The sequence below is a fragment of the Pseudomonas sp. WS 5021 genome, from assembly GCF_012985535.1.
Lineage (GTDB): Bacteria > Pseudomonadota > Gammaproteobacteria > Pseudomonadales > Pseudomonadaceae > Aquipseudomonas.
The window spans coordinates 204,603-220,588 of the sequence record NZ_JAAQWP010000002.1 but is presented as its reverse complement, the minus strand read 5'-3'; the positions used below and the strand labels follow the sequence as shown (position 1 = coordinate 220,588).

The following is a 15,986-nucleotide window of genomic DNA, read 5'->3' as shown; positions in this document are numbered from 1 at the left end:
CAACCCTCCCCTGTCGAGCGCCCCCTGCATGGAACAAACGTCCCGGACCATCCCCCCCGAACATAGCCGCAGCGGCTGGATCAATGGCTTGATCGGCGTGCTGATTTTCAGCGGCTCGCTGCCCGCCACCCGCTTGGCGGTGCTGGAATTCGAACCGGTGTTCCTGACCGTGGCCAGGGCGAGCATTGCCGCCGTGCTGGGCCTGTGCCTGTTGTGGCTGTTGCGGGAACGTCGCCCCGCGCGCAACCAGTGGGGGCCGTTGCTGATTGTCGCCCTGGGGGTGGTGATTGGCTTCCCGTTGCTCACCGCCCTGGCCTTGCAGTATGTGACCTCGGCCCACTCCATCGTGTTTATCGGCCTGCTGCCCCTGGCCACCGCGGTGTTCGGTGTGCTGCGCGGCGGCGAGCGACCGCGCCCGGTGTTCTGGCTGTTTTCGATCCTGGGCAGCCTGCTGGTGGTGGGCTATGCCCTGGCCCAGGGCCTGAGCGCCGCCCCCGCCGGCGACCTGCTGATGCTATTGGCGGTGCTGGTGTGCGGGCTGGGATATGCCGAAGGGGCCAAGCTGGCACGCACCCTCGGCGGCTGGCAGGTGATCTGCTGGGCGCTGGTGGTTTCGCTGCCGGTGGTCGCGCCCCTGACCTTGCTCCTGGCCCCCGCCTCCTTCACCGGCATCAGCCTGCCGGCGTGGCTAAGCCTGGGTTACGTGGCGCTGTTCAGCATGTTGATCGGCTTTGTGTTCTGGTATCGCGGGCTGGCCCAGGGCGGCATTGCGGCGGTCGGGCAGTTGCAGTTGCTGCAGCCGTTCTTCGGCCTGGCGCTGGCGGCCAGCCTGCTGCATGAACCGGTGAGCCTGGGCATGCTCGCCGTGACCGTGGCGGTGATTGCCTGCGTGGCCTTGGCTAAGAAGTTTGCGCGATAGGGGCGTGGGCCTTTAGGCTCATGGATTGGCCCAAGAACAATAAGGATGCACGATGCACACCCCTTCCCTGCAAGAGACCACGGCGCCGGACGGCGTCTGCTACGGCTGTGGCCCCAGCAACGCCCACGGGCTGCATATCAAGAGCCGCTGGGATGCGGACGGTGTGCATATCGTCGCCGAGCACCTGCCCGACGCCCAATACTGCGGCTGGCCCGACCTGGTCTACGGCGGCCTGATCGCCATGTTGGTCGACTGCCACTCCAACTGGACCGCCATGGCCTATCACTACCGTGCCGAACAGCGCACACCTGGCGAGTTGCCGCGTATCGACTGCGTGACCGGCAACCTCGGCATCAAATTCATCAAGCCCACCCCCATGGGCGTGCCGCTGACCTTGCGCGCGAAGGTCGAGGGTGAGGTCGGGCGCAAGAGCCGCGTGATCTGCGAGGTGTACGCCGATGGCGTGCTGACGGCGATTGGCGACTCGATCTTCGTGCGTGTCGATACCGGGCGCCTGGCCGATACGGCCCATGGCCGCCAGGCCTGAGAATGGTCTACATTCAACGCCACGTGCCGAAAAAAGGAACCTGACGATGACGCGCCTGACCGCTAAAGACTTCGCCCCTGAGCTGCTGGAGCTCTACGACGGCTATGCCCACGGCAAGATCAACCGTCGCGAGTTTCTCGACCGCGCGGCCCTGTTCACCTTTGGCGGCCTGACCGCCTCGGCACTGCTGGCTTCCCTGAGCCCCAACTACGCCCTGGCCGAGCAGGTGAAATTCACCGACCCGGACATCGTTGCCGACTACATCACCTACCCCTCGCCCAAGGGCAACGGCGCGGTACGCGGCTACCTGGTCCGCCCGGCGAAGGCCACAGGCAAGCTGCCGGCGGTGGTGGTGGTCCACGAAAACCGTGGGCTCAACCCCTATATCGAAGACGTCGCCCGGCGCCTGGGCAAAGCCGGGTTTATCGCCCTGGCGCCCGATGGCCTGAGTTCGGTGGGCGGCTACCCCGGCAATGATGAAAAAGGCGTGGCGCTGCAACAGACCGTCGACCCGACCAAGCTGATGAATGACTTCTTCGCCGCTATCGAATGGCTGATGCATCACGACGCCAGCACCGGCAAAGTCGGCATCACGGGCTTCTGCTACGGCGGTGGCGTGACCAACGCCGCGGCTGTGGCCTACCCGGAACTGGGCGCGGCCGTATCGTTCTATGGGCGCCAACCTGACACCAGGGACGTGCCGAAAATCAAGGCGCCGATCATGTTGCACTTTGGCGAACTGGACACACGGATCAACGAAGGCTGGCCGGCTTATGAAACCGCCTTGAAAGCCGCAGGCACGACCTATGAAGCCTACATCTACAAGGGCGCCAACCACGGCTTCCATAACGACTCGACCCCACGCTACGACGAGGCTGCGGCGAACCTGGCCTGGGAACGCACCTTGGGCTGGTTCCGTAAGTACCTCGTGTAATCACACCGCCCCCTGATCAATTCAAATCAAGAAGCAGCAGACATGATCGAAACCCGCCTGCTACGCCAGTTCATTGCTGTGGCTGAAGAACTGCACTTTCACAGGGCCGCCATGCGCCTGCACATGGCCCAGCCCCCTCTGAGCCAGGCCATCAATCGCCTGGAGGGCAAGCTGGGGTTCAGTCTGTTTACCCGCAGCAAGCGCGGGGTAAAACTGACCCCAGCCGGTGGCGCATTCCTCGACGCCGCCTATGGCACCCTCAAGGCGTTGGCGCTGGGCATCGAACACGCGCGCCAGGTGGCGCAGGGTATCGCCGGCAAACTCACGGTGACTGCCGTGTCGATCACCTACTACGAGCCACTGCTCGATAGCCTGCGCCGGTTCCGCGAGACGTTCCCAAAGGTGCAATTGATCATCAAGCTGATGCCTTCTGCCAGCCAGGCCCAGGCCATTGCGTCGGGGGAAGCGGATATTGCCTTCATACGCAAATTGCCGATGGCCGCACCAAACATTGCGTCGCGCCTGTTGCTGGATGAGCAGATCGTGATGGCCCTGCCGGCCGATCACCCCAAGGCCGGCGACGACCAGATCGACTTGCGGGACTTCGCCGGCGAAGACTTTGTGTTCACCCCTCAAGCCCTGGGCAGCGGTTATCACAGCCAGCTTATCGCCCTGTGCGAGGCCGCCGGCTTTTACCCTCGGGTGGTACAGGAAGCCGCGCAGCTCCATACGCTGATCGGCCTGGTCGCCTGTGGCTTCGGCGTTGCCCTGGTGCCGGAGTCGATTGCCAACTCGATCCTGCGCGACAAGGTCGTGTTTCGTCGCATCGCCCCGGTAAGCGCTTTCCCCAACCCAGCCATCGGCCTGTACCTGAGCTGGAACACCGACAACCCATCACCGTTGCTGGACAGCTTTATCGCCCTGCTCGACTTCAGCGCCACTGCTGTGCCTTCGACCACCGATTAGTCGCTGCCCGTGAGCGTGCCACGGCATTAGCACCGCAGAGACGGGTGATCGCTAGCGCTGGCGAGTCGAATCGGGGGCTGGACATGTCAAAACCGTGGGTCGCATTGATTGCAGTGATGATGACTATCAAACCGAGCGGCCTGTTTAATTGGCAACGCTGATTCCTATAATCGCCTCCACATTCTTCCCCGGCCTGGCTTCAGGCTGCATTCCCCCCGGATCTTCGCCCCATGCCAAGCGCTAGCCAGGCCCCTCATAGCCTTCCCGAACATAATCAACAGAGCGTCAAACAGCAGTGGCTGGCGATTCTCTCGGTTGCCGTGGGGGCCTTTGCCCTGGTGACCAGTGAGTTTCTGCCGGTGGGCGTGCTCAATGATGTCGCCAGTGACCTGGGCATCAGTGCCGGCCACGCCGGTTTGATGGTGACCCTGCCCGGCATCATGGCCGCCCTCGCCGCGCCCTTGCTGTCGGTCAGCATTGGCACCATGGACCGTCGCTATCTGCTGATCGGCCTGACGCTGATCATGATCATTGCCAACTCGGTGGTGGCGTTGGCCAGTGATTTTGGCCTGCTGCTGTTCGGTCGTGTGCTGCTGGGCATCAGCATCGGTGGTTTCTGGGCCACCGCCATCGCCCTCAGCGGCCGCCTGGCGCCCAGGGGTGTGGGCGTTGCCCAGGCCACTTCGATCATCATGGTCGGCGTAACCCTCGCCACCGTGCTGGGCGTGCCGGTAGGCACCTGGCTGAGCGGCCTGATGGGCTGGCGCATGACGTTCCTGATTACCGCACTGATGGGCGTGCCGGTACTCCTGGCGCAGATTTTCCTGCTGCCACGACTCAATCCGGAGAAGGCCATTCGCGTCAGCGACCTGCCCGCCTTGTTTATCAACCCCCAAGCGCGGGTCGGGTTAATCGCGGTGTTGCTGATCGGCCTGGCGCACTTTGCCGCGTACACCTACGTTGCGCCCTTCTTCAAGCACAGTGCCGGCTTCGATGGACCAACGATTGGCTCGTTGCTGCTGTTGTTTGGCGTGGCCGGGGTGATGGGCAATATCTTTGCCGGTTTTGCTGCCAACCGCAGCGTACGCCACACCCTGTTGCTGGTGGCGCTGATGATCGGCACCAGCACTGCGCTGTTCCCCCATTTCGCCACCGGCATGACCGGCGCAGCCATGCTGATCGCGCTTTGGGGCTTCGCCTTCGGTGCCTTTCCGGCCTGCGCCAGTATCTGGATGTTTGTCGTGGCGCCCAAGGATGTCGAACGCGGCATGCCGCTGTTCGTTGCGTTGTTCCAGGTGATCATTGCCCTGGGCTCGTTCTTTGGCGGGCGGATCGTCGACCAACTGGGCAGCTCGGTGCTGCTGAGCCTCGCCACAGTGCTGGTGGGCTTGGGTTTTGTGACGGTGTTGGTGCTGGGACGCAATGTCAGCAACAGCCTTGCGGCCCAGCCCTGCTAGCTGGCTGAGCATTGCAGTGGGGCTCTCCCATCGGCAGGGGGAGCCTACTCGATCCTGCGAGACAGCCTGACGTTGGCTTTGCCGATGGGCAACTCCTGCGCGCCCGACCTTAATGCCAGGGAAACCCTGGTGTTTTGCGCGTCAACCTTCACCACCAGGTCGATATCTTTTTGCTTGCCCAGTTTCTGGAAAGCCTCAAAGATTTCTTCTTCATCGAAGGCGTCAATCCACACGCCATACCGGCCGTTTCCATTGCGCCAATAGAGGCCACAGAACTTTGGGATGGCCCTTTTGGCGTAGTGGTTATCCTGTAGATCCTTTGCGAATAAATTTTCCTGCTCGCCGTTGTAGGCACTGAAGCCAAAATCGAGCCACTCGCCCTTCTCCAGGACAACCACCGGTCTCCAGCTATATTTCTCCCGGTAGACGCCATAGATTTCTGGCGCAGGATAGCCTTGCGTCAGTATTTTTTGCCGGATTTGCGGGCTGAAGGTCTTATAGGAAGGATCATTGAGCATGCGCTCTGCATAGCCGTCTTTAAACATGTACTGGGCATTGCTGTAGGCGCTTTGCTTGGTAATGGTTGTAGCATGCGCCTGAAAGGCCCCGACTTCCTTCTGATGCCCCGCTCCGCTCAGCCACAGCACCACCCGGCCCTGTGGCGCCAAGCCCACGACAAAGGTGCTGTAGGTGTCTTTTTTATGGGTGTCCTGATCGATAAAACCCTCATCCAAGAGGCGCTTGATCGCGTCTTTGTCCAAGACCCAGTGACCGCTATAGAACGTGCGCTCCACCAGCGAGTACCAGGTAAATTCCAGCTGATAGGGCACGCCCTTTTTTTCGATCGCGGTGGTCATCGTTCCGCCCTGGCTGCCCCAGCCGGTGTTCTGCGTGCCCCAGATCGCATCAAAACCGTAGGTAAAACCCTCAGCGATTATGGCGCCACGGTAAACCTCCATCGGGTATTCCTGTGGTGCAGATACCGTTCCCGTCCAGCTGTAGGTTTCTGGCATGTCTTTACTCTTGCACGCGGCCATCGAAAAACAGAACAACAGCGCAGCAATCACAGTTATCGGGGTTTTTATTGTCACGCAGCGCTACCTCGTCATGGCTTTACAGGAACATCGCCCGCCACTGCGCTTCCCTCTCCCGGAACCAATACCAAGCTCTGGGGCGAAGACAACGTAATGCCCATTTCCTGAAGGCGCGCAAGCAGGATGAACAGCAAGTCACTGCGGGTGCCGGACACCGAGCGCGGGCTGTTGACGTAGCCGCTGACCCCAATGATCAGGCCGTCCCTGGCCAGGTCCTTGAACGTGACCGAGGGTGCCGGCGTATCGAGAATCGCCTCGTGCTCGGTAAACGACTGCATCAGCAGTTCGCGAACCTTCAATACATCGGTATCCAGCGGCAACGTGAGGGTAATGCCCACCACGCCCAAGGCGTTGCCCATGGTGACGTTGCGCACGTTTTGCGAGATGAATTGCGAGTTCGGCACGATCACCGTCGAGCGGTCGGACATCTGGATCTCGGTGGCCCTGACGTTGATCCGCCGAATATCGCCCTCCACGCCCCCCAGGCTGACCCAATCGCCAACCTTCACCGGCCGCTCCGTGAGCAGGATCAGCCCGGAGATGAAGTTCTGCACAATCGCCTGCAAGCCGAAGCCGATGCCCACCGACAAGGCACTGACCACCCAGGTCAGGCTGGTCAGGTTGATCCGCAGGATCGACATCACCAACAGAGTCAGCAGCACAAAGCCCAGGTAGCCCACCAGGGTCACCAGGGAGGCGCGCATGCCGGCGTCCATGTTGGTTTCCGGCAGCAGCCGCTCGCTCAGCCAGCGCTTCAAGGTGCGCACGGCGAACAGCCCGATGACAAACATCAGCAGCGCAATGAGGATGTCCTGGGGAATGATGTGCAGGTTGCCCAGGGTCTTGCTGGACTCGCCCAGTTGGCTGAAGCCCTGGAGCAACTCGCTGGGGCTGGAGCCTGCCGGAAGGAAAGCCGCCATCACGGCGGTGAGCAGCAGCAATGTACGGCCAACGCCCGCCAGCACCGTACAGGCCTGGGCCTGGTGCCGTGGCGACAGCCCCAGGGCATTGGCCAGTGCCAGGCCGCTGGGCTGCTTGGGCGAAAGCAGGGTTTCGCAGACGTCGCCGAAAAAGGCGATCAGCAGGTAGGCCGACGCCGCCACGACGCTGACCCACAGCAGCTTGACGGTAAGGAAGTAGGCCAGGGACAGATACCCGGTGAACAACGCGAGGACAATCACCGCCACCCAGATTGACGCCACAAAGGGCAGCATACCGGCGAGCCCACCCGGGCGCGGCAGCTCGAGTTTTTTGCGCACATGGCGCACGCGCAACATCGCGGCGATAAAGATCAACGCGGTGGTCAGGGCCGTCAGGCCATTGAGCGCCACGGTCAGCGCCAGGCTGGCGCCAGTGACGTTGTTGATGCGCTCCTCGGTGGCCACCAGCATCAGCGCCACCGCCAGAATCGCCGGGAAAGGCCCCAGGGCACTGGCGATTTCATCGGCAATGGCCGGTAACCGCCAGGACGGTCGCGGCAGCATCAGCAAGGCGCGGCCAAGGCCCGCAATAAACGCACAGAACGTGGCCAGGGTGACCAGATGATCGGAAAGCCGGGCCAGGTTTTCGCTCAACACCGCGTTGCTCTCCAGCCCCCAGCGCATCAGCGAGACCGCCCCCATGATCGTCAGGATCGACGACAACCCCACCGCCACCGCCAACGTACTACGCCGCAGGCGCCCCTCCGGCAGCCAGCGGATCATTGCCCAGGTGAGCAGATGCTCCAGCAGTCGCCGGCCGAAACTCCAGATCAGCACCGCCGCCAGCAGCGTGCTGAAGAACGCCCAGCGGTTCTCGGGGCTGACGGCACTCTTGAGGGCGACGATACCTTCGGCCTTGAGGTTGTCCAGGCGTTGCAAGTCCTCGCTGGTGGGGCGGATCAGGGTCGACCAGAAGGTGGGGCTGAAGGGCGAGTCGGTACGTGAAGTGACTTGGGAGTTGAACAGATTGCGCCGCAGGTTGACGATCTGCGCGGCGAGGTCGCGGCTCGTCTGGCTCAGTTGCTTGGCCTGCTGCTCATCCTCAAGCAGGCTGTTCTTCTTGCGGGTCAGGGCATCCCGTTGCTCGGTGAGGCTCTGCGCTTCGCCGGGCTGGGCCGCGCCCAATACCTTGAGTTGATCGTCAAGGCGCTCCATCTCGGTGGCGCGCACCGTGAGCAAGGCCGCGGCCAGCTGTTGCACCTGCAGCGCACCCTGCCGAAACTCCGCCAGCTTTTCGTCACTGGTACTGACCGGCACGCTCTGGCGAATCAGCTCAAGCTGCTGGCTGAGCTGCTTGAGGTCGGCGTCTTCGGGCAACAGCGGCAAACTGTCGACGACCTCGACTGGCGCCGGTGTGGCGCCCGCCTCTGCCCATCCCGCCGGGCTGATAGCCAAAACCATGGCCAACAAGGCCTGGCAGATGACGCCCCTATAAATTCGCCGCATCAACAATTCACCCTTTCTGTCTTTTTTCCATTGGCATTATGGACCGCCAGGGCCGAAAGGAAATTCCGCCCTGGCGGCAAAAGAGTAGATGCGGGGTGTTCCTCTCAGTCAACCAGCGTGGCCTTGGGCACCAATGCCCACGGCGCCATCAAGCGCTGCGGGGTCTGGCAGGTCTTGCGCTTGAACACGAAGTTGTGGCACTTCTCGGCGAACTGTTGGCGGTTTTCCACCATGTCCAAGCGCATCTGTGCCAGCTCGTTTTCGCGCAGGTGTGCAATCTGCTCCAGGTCCATCTGGGCTTTACGCGCGCGATGCAAGGCGTACTTTTCATCGGTCAACGCGTCGCTGGCCTGTTGCAGCAACCATGAGCCAAATGCCCGTGGGCAGCGTGGGCCGATATCCTGGATCATCCCCCACTGGCGGCCCTGGAAGGCGCTGATCGGCAGGCATTGCTCGATGAGCCTGTGGGCGATTTCACTGCCGACCGCGCGCGGCAGGCTGTAGGTCCAGTATTCGGAGCCATACAGGCCCATGGTCTTGTAATGCGGATTGAGCACCACCCCCGCCCGGGCGAATACGACATCGGCCGCCAGCGCCAGCATCACACCGCCGGCTCCGGCGCTGCCTGTCAGGCCACTGACCACCAGTTGCCGGGCTGTCAGCAGTTCCTGGCAGACATCGTCGATCGCCTGGATATTGGCCCAGGCCTCCAGCCCCGGCACCTCGGCGGCCTGAATCACGTTGAGGTGCACACCATTGGAAAAACTCCCACGCCCGCCCCGGACCAGCAGCACCTGGGTGTCCCGCGCCTTGGCCCAGCGCAGTGCCGCGACGAGGCGCTGGCACTGTTCGGTGCTCATGGCACCGTTGTAGAACTCAAAGGTCAATTCGCCAACGTGACCGGACTCTTGATAACGAATCGGTTGATACGCCATCTCATCGAACCCTTGGTGGGCAATCGAGCCGTCCAGCACCGGTACACCCGCCAGTTGCCCAGCCAGCACGTGACGGGCCGGCAACTTGAAGGTTTCCTCGCCGGGCTGGGCCTTGCGCTTGAGCGAGCCGATCCACAGGCTGTGATCACCGGCCGCGACCAATACCGCGTCATCCTGTACCGCGAGGATTTCCCCCGCCGTACCCCGGCGCGAATCCAGATGCGCGTCATACAGGTAATACTGGCCGCCGGCGAGGCTCGCCAACACACCGGGCTGGCCGTCGGCGGCGTCGATGGTGCGTTTGATGAACCGGGCGCAGTCGTACCAACTGAAGGTGCGGTCAGCTTGCTTCATGTTCGGCTGCAAACGCCCGATGACGTCAGGTTGCGTGTAGTCGAGGGGCACCGGCACGAAACCGCGGGCGAATTTTTCTACTACATCGCGGATGCAATAGATCGCCGCGTCACTCACCGCGCCGTTGTACAGCTCGGATTTACGCACATCGGCGGGCATGTCGAATTCACAGGTCGACCAGATCGGGCCGGCGTCCATTTCCTCCACCGCCTGCAAGGCCGTGACGCCCCAGCGCTTGACCTGCTGGGTGATGGCCCAGTCCAGTGCGCTGGCGCCACGGTCGCCAACAATCCCCGGGTGAATGATTACCACCGGGCGATCCGGATTGCTCCAGAGCTGCTGCGGCACCCGGTCCTTGAGAAACGGGCAGATCACCAGGTCCGCCGCCGATTCCTCGATCTGCCGGCAGACCGTGGCTTCATCGGTGAACAGCACCACACTGGGCACATGGCCCAACTGGCGCAAATCCAGCCAGGCCCGTTGGGTCAAGCCGTTGAACGCCGACGACAACAACATAATCTTCAATGACTGCATGACTGACTCTTCCTTGAGAATGCATGGCCGCAGGCTCCTTGAGCCATCCTTGGCCTTTTATGGAAACCCAAGGGTAGAGGGAGTGTCAGGAAGGGTAGATGACCGAGATCAATCTTGTGTCAGCCAGTGGTTGATCGGCTGCGGGGGTTGCCACGCAGGGCATCAATCGTGCCCGTCCAGCCCTTCTCGAACCAGGTCCAGAAAGGTCGTCAGGATACGCCGGGAGCTCTGCGCGCGCAGGCACACCAATGTCTCGGTGAACTGGCGCTGACAATCGATGATCGGCAACCCGCGAAGCCTGGAGTCCGAGCCCAATTCGGCCGCAGAAACGACACCGACGCCCATGCCAATGGCTACCGCCTCGCGCGCGGCTTCACGCCCCTCCACTTCGATCGCCTTGCGAATGCGCAAGCCCGCCGCCGCCATCTCTTCCTCGAGGGACAGCCGCGTGACCGAGCCCTGCTCGCGTAAAACCATGGGAGTGTTGTCCAGGTCGGCCAGGCAAACCGATTCACGCTGGGCCCAGGGGTGGTCATGCGCCACGAACACAAGCATGGGATCGCTGCGCAGATGCAGCGTCAGCAGGCGATCGTCGTCGATGCTGCGCCCCAGCAAGGCGATGTCTGCCTGATGGCCGAACAATCGCTGCAGGACTTCATCGGTATTGGCGGTCTCAATCTTCACATCCACGCCTGGGTATCGGCTGCAGAAGCGAGAGACATAGGGCAAGACATGCACCGGCGCATCCACGGCCAGGTTCAGCGTGCCCGTCGACAAGGTCCGGTAGTCCGTCAGCATGTCGTGGGCATCGATACTGATATCGAACAGGCGCTGAGTCAGGCCGAACAGCCGCTCGCCCACCTCCGTAAGGCGCACCAGGCGCTTGTCGCGGTAGAACACCATCACCCCGTAGTAGTCCTCGAGCTTGCGAACCTGGTCTGACACCGCAGGTTGGGACAGGCACAGCTGGTTGGCCGCCCGGGTGAAGCTGCCGTTCATCGCGACCGCATGGAAGGCCTTGAGCTGTGTATGGGAGATCGTCATTGCAGCACCTATCTATAGTTTCAGCTTATTCATGCATACGCTAAATCGATTTCATTTATGGAAAATAAACTGCAAGCATGTTTTTCACAAGATGCCCAAGCCGTTATGCCCCAGCCGCTTACAAGGAATGCGCTATGGAAGTTGAACGTTTCGCTGTGTCAAAACGCCGTTCGGACATGGTCCGCTACAACCATCACCTGTACATCGGCGGGCAGGTTGCCCAAGACCTCGCAGGAGATATCCAAGCGCAGACCCTTGAAGTGCTCCTGGGTATCGAACAACTTCTGCTCAGTGCCGGCAGTAGCCGCGAGCGGGTCCTTTCGGTGCGCATTCTGCTCGCCGATCGCGAGGACTATGCAGGGCTGAACAGGATCTGGGATGAGTTTTTTCCTGCCGGCCACGCACCCACCCGTGCCTGCACCCTGGCGCAATTGATCGACCCCGGCTGGCGCGTGGAAATGATCGTAGTCGCTGCGTGCGACTGATTCATAAACCTGCCTCGTAACGATCCAACGGAGACGACCCTATGCGCCCCTACTGGCTGGACCAGGCCTTAAAACATCAACCCGCTGCGCCTTGCCCGCCCCTGCGCCAGAACACGCGCGCCGACGTCTGCATCGTTGGCGCAGGCTATACCGGGCTGTGGACTGCCATCATGCTCAAGGAGCAGAACCCCGAGCTTGACGTGGCGATTGTCGAGGCCGATATCTGCGGCGCCGGTGCCAGTGGGCGCAATGGCGGGTGCGCACTGTCCTGGTCGGCCAAGTACTTCACCCTGGAGCGCTTGTTCGGCACCCAAGAGGCAATACGCCTGGTCCAGGAGTCGGAGCAAAGCATCTACGCCATCGGCCGCTTTTGCGACAAGTACGCGGTCGATGCCGAGTACCGTCTCGACGGTACGCTCTACACGGCGACCAACCGTGCGCAAATCGGCTCCACCGATGGGGTGATCGCCGCGCTGGAACGCAACGGTATCAACTCGTTTTCCAAATGTGCGTTGCCCGATGCACAACGCCTGGCTGGCTCGACCCGCCACCTTGAGGGCTGGTTCTCGCCAGCGGCGGCCAGCGTACAGCCGGGCAAGCTGGTCCGCGGGCTGCGCCGAGTGGCCTTGGACCTGGGCGTGCGTATTTATGAAAGCTCGCCAATGACCCGCCTGGAAGAAGGCGCGCCAGCGATCATCCATACCCCCAACGGGAGCGTAACGTGCGACCGGGTCGTGTTGGCGATGAACGCCTGGATGGCCAGGGCTTTTCCACAATTCGCGCGTTCTGTGGCGATCGTTTCCAGCGACATGATCATCACCGAGCCACGGCCTGACCTGCTGGAAAAAATCGGCCTGACCAACGGCGTCACGGTTCTGGACTCGCGGATATTCGTCCACTATTACCACAACACCCCGGACGGTCGGATCATGCTCGGCAAAGGTGGCAACACCTTCGCGTATGGCGGACGTATCCTGCCGGTGTTCGACCAACCGTCGCCCTATGCAGGACTGTTGCGCAACACACTCAAGGATTTTTTTCCGGACTTCGCCGACGTCGGTATCGCCGCCACCTGGAATGGCCCCTCCGACAGATCAGTCACGGGGCTGCCGTTCTTCGGCCGCATGGGCTCAAGAGGCAATGTCTTCTATGGCTTCGGCTATTCCGGCAGCGGCGTTGGCCCTTGCCATATGGGCGGGCAGATCCTCTCGTCACTGGTGCTGGGCCTGGACAACCCGTGGACGCGCTCGCCACTGCTGCAAGGCCCGCTAGGCCACTTCCCTCCAGAACCGATCCGCTACCTCGGCTCCCTGATGGTGCGCAACGCCATTCGGCGTAAAGAGCATGCCGAAGACCACAACCGGCACCCTCGTCGATTCGATGTGCATCTGGCCAAATTCGCTGCCGCCGCCGGCAAGGCCGACAAGGGTTGACCCACCTCAGTCAGCCCGCATAACAGGCACCACAACGATCTTAGCCACCGTTTCAGCGATGGCTTTATCGGCTCCATGCATCACTCCTCACAACAATAATATTGCTGGAGAAGATCATGACCCACACTGCGTTTGGATATGCACCTCTACTGCCCCCCCGAGCCTTCAGCAGGCCCTGCCTGCTGGCGACAAGGCGCCCTTTACCACTGACAGCCTGACTCCATTCTCACGGCCATCTGATCGATGCCGTGGGCCTGGACGGGCTCGTACCGCAAAAACAAAAACAAAAAAATCCTCTTTTGCGCTGTCTGGCACCTTTTACGGGATCAGAACACCATGAACAAAAATAATCCGTCGGTCCTTGCAAGCAGTTGGCACTCCCTCAAGCGTTGGCGCGTGCAGGTTTTCCTGATCACTTGGGTGGCTTATGCCGCCTTCTACTTCACCCGCAAGGCGTTCTCCGTCGCCAAGCTTGGTATTGGCGAAGACCCAGGCTTTATGCTCGAAAAGACCATGATGGCCAACCTCGACGCCCTCTATCTGGCCGCCTACGCCATAGGTCAGTTTCTCTGGGGAAACTTCTCGGACCGTTTCGGCCCCAGGATCGTAGTCCTGAGCGGCCTGGCCATTTCGGCGGGGGCAGCGCTCCTGATGGGGACCTACGCCACCCTGCCGATCTTCGCGTCTTGCATGATCATTCAGGGTCTTGCGCAATCGACCGGGTGGTCAGGCTTGTGCAAGAACGTCAGCAGCTTCTTCAGTACGGGAGAACGCGGCCGCGTACTTGGCTACTGGAGCACCTCCTACGCCTTTGGCGGCTTGGTGGCTACCCCATTTGCCGGCTGGTGGGCTTACCAGGTCTATCACGACTGGCGCGTAGCGTTCATCAGCAGCGCGATCGTGGTGCTGGTGGCGACCGTGCTGTTCTTTTTCCTGCAACGCAACTGTCCGGAAGACGTAGGCCTGCCGGCTGTAGAAGTTGAGCTCGAACCGGTCAGTAACGTCGTAGTACCACGGGAAAGCATGTGGGCCGGTTTACGGATCGTGATGAAGAATCGTACGGTATTGGTGCTCGGCCTTGCCTACTTCATGCTCAAGCCCGCCCGTTACGCGATCCTGCTGTGGGGCCCGGTGATTATCTACGAGCGCATGCCCGAGATCGGCAAGGTAGCCTCTGCCATCGTGCCTACCTCTTTTGAGCTTGCGGGTTTAGTCGGCCCCATCCTCATCGGTATTGCATCGGATAAATACTTCGGTGCGCGTCGTGTGCCCGCCTGTGTCCTTAGCCTGGTTCTGCTGACTATCTGCCTGGCGCTGTTTGTTCCCGCGATGCAAAGCGGCAGCCTGTACATGGTGGTCGGCCTGCTATTTATGATGGGCCTGACACTCTACGGGCCGGACTCGATGATCTGTGGCTCGGCGGCGATTGACTTCGGCAGCAAGCACGGCGCGGCTTCGGCCGCCGGCTTCGTCAATGGGTGTGGTTCGGTCGGTGCGGTTTTGGGCGGCTTGCTGCCGGGTTACTTCGACACCATCACCGTATTCCTGGTGTTCACCGCCACGGCCCTGCTGGCCAGCCTGATGCTGGTGCCATTTTGGAACAGCCGGCCAAAGACCGTGGAAAACCCGCAGTTGGTCTCAACCCCGACGCCGCCGGTCAGGGTCAGCACTGCCTCTTGATCGCCAACCCTGCAAGGCCCAAGCGCAGGCATGGAGACGGTCGCCTTGGCCTGCTCCGGCCATGCGTCAGGCCTGGCCTATGAGGCACTTGGGGCCGCAGGGCCGGTCATTTTGCCTGGCGCAATGATTTGGGGGTGCGCCCGTAATACTTTTCAAACGCAGCGCTGAAGCTCGAAAGGTGTTGAAACCCGACCTTGTACGCCACCGTAGACACATACATGCCCGACTCCAGCAGCTCCCTGGCCTTTGCCATGCGGATATCCGTGAGCATGCGGTAAGGGCTGGTGCCAAACACCTTGCGAAAGCCCTGTTTAAGCTTGAATTCATTGGTGCTCAACGTAGCGCACAGATACCCGACGGTTAATTGCCGATCGAATTGGCTCATCAGGATATCCCGTGCGCTCAGCATCAAATCCTGGTCTTTTGCGCGGATCTTGTCCTCTACAGGCGTTGGCGCGGGGGCAAGCGGGCGGATCTGCTCCGACAGCAACCCGAGTGCGGCAATGTGGATATCGAGCAGCCCTCCAGCCTGGTCGTGCAGATGGACCAATGAATCGGCCAGCCTCTGGGTGGCCGCACCGTGCTTGCCGCAAAATAAATGGTTGGCCGACAGGTCCTTGGCATTGTCCAACAGCAAGTATTCCAAGCCGTACCGCTGCAGCAGTGGCGCCTTGGCCACCAGACGCAACTGGCGGATAGCCTGTTTGGCCGGATAACACCGCTCTCCCCGCAAACTGCCGTAGGTGGCGACGGTACTATGGCCGCCTATGAAGTCGTAACGCTGCCCGTCCATACCGGTACTGCTCGATTGTCCGGACAACGCAATCGCCACCGTCAGGGCACGCTCCCCTTCAAACGACCCAACTTCCACCAGGTCAAAGTTTGGATTGAAACTGGAGTAGGTCACTGCCAGGCCATCCTCGAATGTCAGCGAGTCACTGAAGCAGGTTCCCAGGCTTTCCGGTAACTGGGAGCGACGCCAAGGCGATTGCCCCAGGCGAGAAGGTGCGGCCCTGTCCGTGGAAGAAAACCGATAGCTCATTTTCATCATTCCTTGTGTTGCGCTTACCCAATGACGGGGGGAGATCTCCGAAATGCCAAACAGATAATCCGGACCTCCAAAAAAGTGTAACAAGATTTATTCGCATTGGCATCCTATAGTGGCCCGACCTTAATTA

At 61.3% G+C, this 15,986-nt stretch carries 13 protein-coding genes; 8 read left to right on the top strand and 5 right to left on the bottom strand.

Going from position 1 to position 15,986, the window contains the following annotated elements; genetic code table 11:
* The first annotated feature begins 28 nt into the window (after window positions 1–28).
* The 5 genes from HBO19_RS07360 to HBO19_RS07340 all read left to right on the top strand — a co-directional run bounded on the left by HBO19_RS07360 (window position 29) and on the right by HBO19_RS07340 (window position 4,823).
* Window positions 29–919: a DMT family transporter gene (locus tag HBO19_RS07360; RefSeq protein WP_170057180.1), complete on the top strand. Its 891-nt coding sequence runs from the start codon at window positions 29–31 to the stop codon at window positions 917–919.
* A gap of 52 nt (window positions 920–971) precedes the next feature.
* Entirely contained in the window at window positions 972–1,466 is a 495-nt protein-coding gene (locus tag HBO19_RS07355; RefSeq protein ID WP_170057179.1) for a PaaI family thioesterase, read from the top strand.
* A 46-nt stretch (window positions 1,467–1,512) separates the two neighbouring features.
* Window positions 1,513–2,400: a YghX family hydrolase gene (gene yghX, locus HBO19_RS07350; protein ID WP_170057178.1), complete on the top strand. Its 888-nt coding sequence runs from the start codon at window positions 1,513–1,515 to the stop codon at window positions 2,398–2,400.
* Between the two features lie 42 nt (window positions 2,401–2,442).
* On the top strand, window positions 2,443–3,366 hold the full coding sequence (locus HBO19_RS07345; protein WP_170057177.1) for a LysR family transcriptional regulator: 924 nt from the start codon (window positions 2,443–2,445) through the stop codon (window positions 3,364–3,366).
* A gap of 230 nt (window positions 3,367–3,596) precedes the next feature.
* Window positions 3,597–4,823 (top strand): MFS transporter, encoded by a 1,227-nt coding sequence (locus HBO19_RS07340; RefSeq protein WP_169952948.1) that lies wholly within the window; start codon window positions 3,597–3,599, stop codon window positions 4,821–4,823.
* 44 nt (window positions 4,824–4,867) lie between these two features.
* On the opposite strand, the gene HBO19_RS07335 is transcribed toward HBO19_RS07340, so the two are convergent.
* From HBO19_RS07335 to HBO19_RS07320, 4 genes are all read right to left on the bottom strand, one after another.
* Complete coding sequence (locus tag HBO19_RS07335) at window positions 4,868–5,836, bottom strand: DUF2931 family protein (protein WP_222934686.1); 969 nt, start codon at window positions 5,834–5,836, stop codon at window positions 4,868–4,870.
* Between the two features lie 92 nt (window positions 5,837–5,928).
* Entirely contained in the window at window positions 5,929–8,343 is a 2,415-nt protein-coding gene (locus HBO19_RS07330) for a DUF3772 domain-containing protein (RefSeq protein WP_169952944.1), read from the bottom strand.
* 104 nt (window positions 8,344–8,447) lie between these two features.
* Window positions 8,448–10,166, bottom strand: a complete 1,719-nt coding sequence (locus tag HBO19_RS07325; RefSeq protein WP_170057175.1) for a hydrogenase maturation protein — start codon at window positions 10,164–10,166, stop codon at window positions 8,448–8,450.
* A 162-nt stretch (window positions 10,167–10,328) separates the two neighbouring features.
* Window positions 10,329–11,210 carry a LysR substrate-binding domain-containing protein gene (locus tag HBO19_RS07320; RefSeq protein ID WP_170041214.1) on the bottom strand — a complete coding sequence of 294 codons (882 nt, stop codon included), beginning with the start codon at window positions 11,208–11,210 and terminating at the stop codon, window positions 10,329–10,331.
* Between the two features lie 134 nt (window positions 11,211–11,344).
* Here HBO19_RS07320 and HBO19_RS07315 point away from each other — a divergent pair, with 134 nt between their 5' ends.
* The 3 genes from HBO19_RS07315 (at window position 11,345) to HBO19_RS07305 (ending at window position 14,808) form a co-directional block, all read left to right on the top strand.
* Window positions 11,345–11,695, top strand: coding sequence for a RidA family protein (locus HBO19_RS07315; protein WP_170057174.1), 351 nt, complete (start codon window positions 11,345–11,347; stop codon window positions 11,693–11,695).
* A gap of 41 nt (window positions 11,696–11,736) precedes the next feature.
* On the top strand, window positions 11,737–13,128 hold the full coding sequence (locus HBO19_RS07310; protein ID WP_169952936.1) for an FAD-dependent oxidoreductase: 1,392 nt from the start codon (window positions 11,737–11,739) through the stop codon (window positions 13,126–13,128).
* Between the two features lie 336 nt (window positions 13,129–13,464).
* On the top strand, window positions 13,465–14,808 hold the full coding sequence (locus tag HBO19_RS07305) for an MFS transporter (RefSeq protein WP_170057173.1): 1,344 nt from the start codon (window positions 13,465–13,467) through the stop codon (window positions 14,806–14,808).
* A gap of 106 nt (window positions 14,809–14,914) precedes the next feature.
* On the opposite strand, the gene HBO19_RS07300 is transcribed toward HBO19_RS07305, so the two are convergent.
* Window positions 14,915–15,850 carry an AraC family transcriptional regulator gene (locus HBO19_RS07300; protein WP_169952932.1) on the bottom strand — a complete coding sequence of 312 codons (936 nt, stop codon included), beginning with the start codon at window positions 15,848–15,850 and terminating at the stop codon, window positions 14,915–14,917.
* Window positions 15,851–15,986 lie beyond the last annotated feature (136 nt).

Coding starts and splice junctions, on each gene's coding strand:
- HBO19_RS07360 (WP_170057180.1), top strand. CDS start 29: ATGGAACAAACGTCCCGGACCATCCCCCCCGAACATAGCCGCAGCGGC.
- HBO19_RS07355 (WP_170057179.1), top strand. CDS start 972: ATGCACACCCCTTCCCTGCAAGAGACCACGGCGCCGGACGGCGTCTGC.
- yghX (WP_170057178.1), top strand. CDS start 1,513: ATGACGCGCCTGACCGCTAAAGACTTCGCCCCTGAGCTGCTGGAGCTC.
- HBO19_RS07345 (WP_170057177.1), top strand. CDS start 2,443: ATGATCGAAACCCGCCTGCTACGCCAGTTCATTGCTGTGGCTGAAGAA.
- HBO19_RS07340 (WP_169952948.1), top strand. CDS start 3,597: ATGCCAAGCGCTAGCCAGGCCCCTCATAGCCTTCCCGAACATAATCAA.
- HBO19_RS07335 (WP_222934686.1), bottom strand. CDS start 5,836: ATGCCAGAAACCTACAGCTGGACGGGAACGGTATCTGCACCACAGGAA.
- HBO19_RS07330 (WP_169952944.1), bottom strand. CDS start 8,343: ATGCGGCGAATTTATAGGGGCGTCATCTGCCAGGCCTTGTTGGCCATG.
- HBO19_RS07325 (WP_170057175.1), bottom strand. CDS start 10,166: ATGCAGTCATTGAAGATTATGTTGTTGTCGTCGGCGTTCAACGGCTTG.
- HBO19_RS07320 (WP_170041214.1), bottom strand. CDS start 11,210: ATGACGATCTCCCATACACAGCTCAAGGCCTTCCATGCGGTCGCGATG.
- HBO19_RS07315 (WP_170057174.1), top strand. CDS start 11,345: ATGGAAGTTGAACGTTTCGCTGTGTCAAAACGCCGTTCGGACATGGTC.
- HBO19_RS07310 (WP_169952936.1), top strand. CDS start 11,737: ATGCGCCCCTACTGGCTGGACCAGGCCTTAAAACATCAACCCGCTGCG.
- HBO19_RS07305 (WP_170057173.1), top strand. CDS start 13,465: ATGAACAAAAATAATCCGTCGGTCCTTGCAAGCAGTTGGCACTCCCTC.
- HBO19_RS07300 (WP_169952932.1), bottom strand. CDS start 15,850: ATGAGCTATCGGTTTTCTTCCACGGACAGGGCCGCACCTTCTCGCCTG.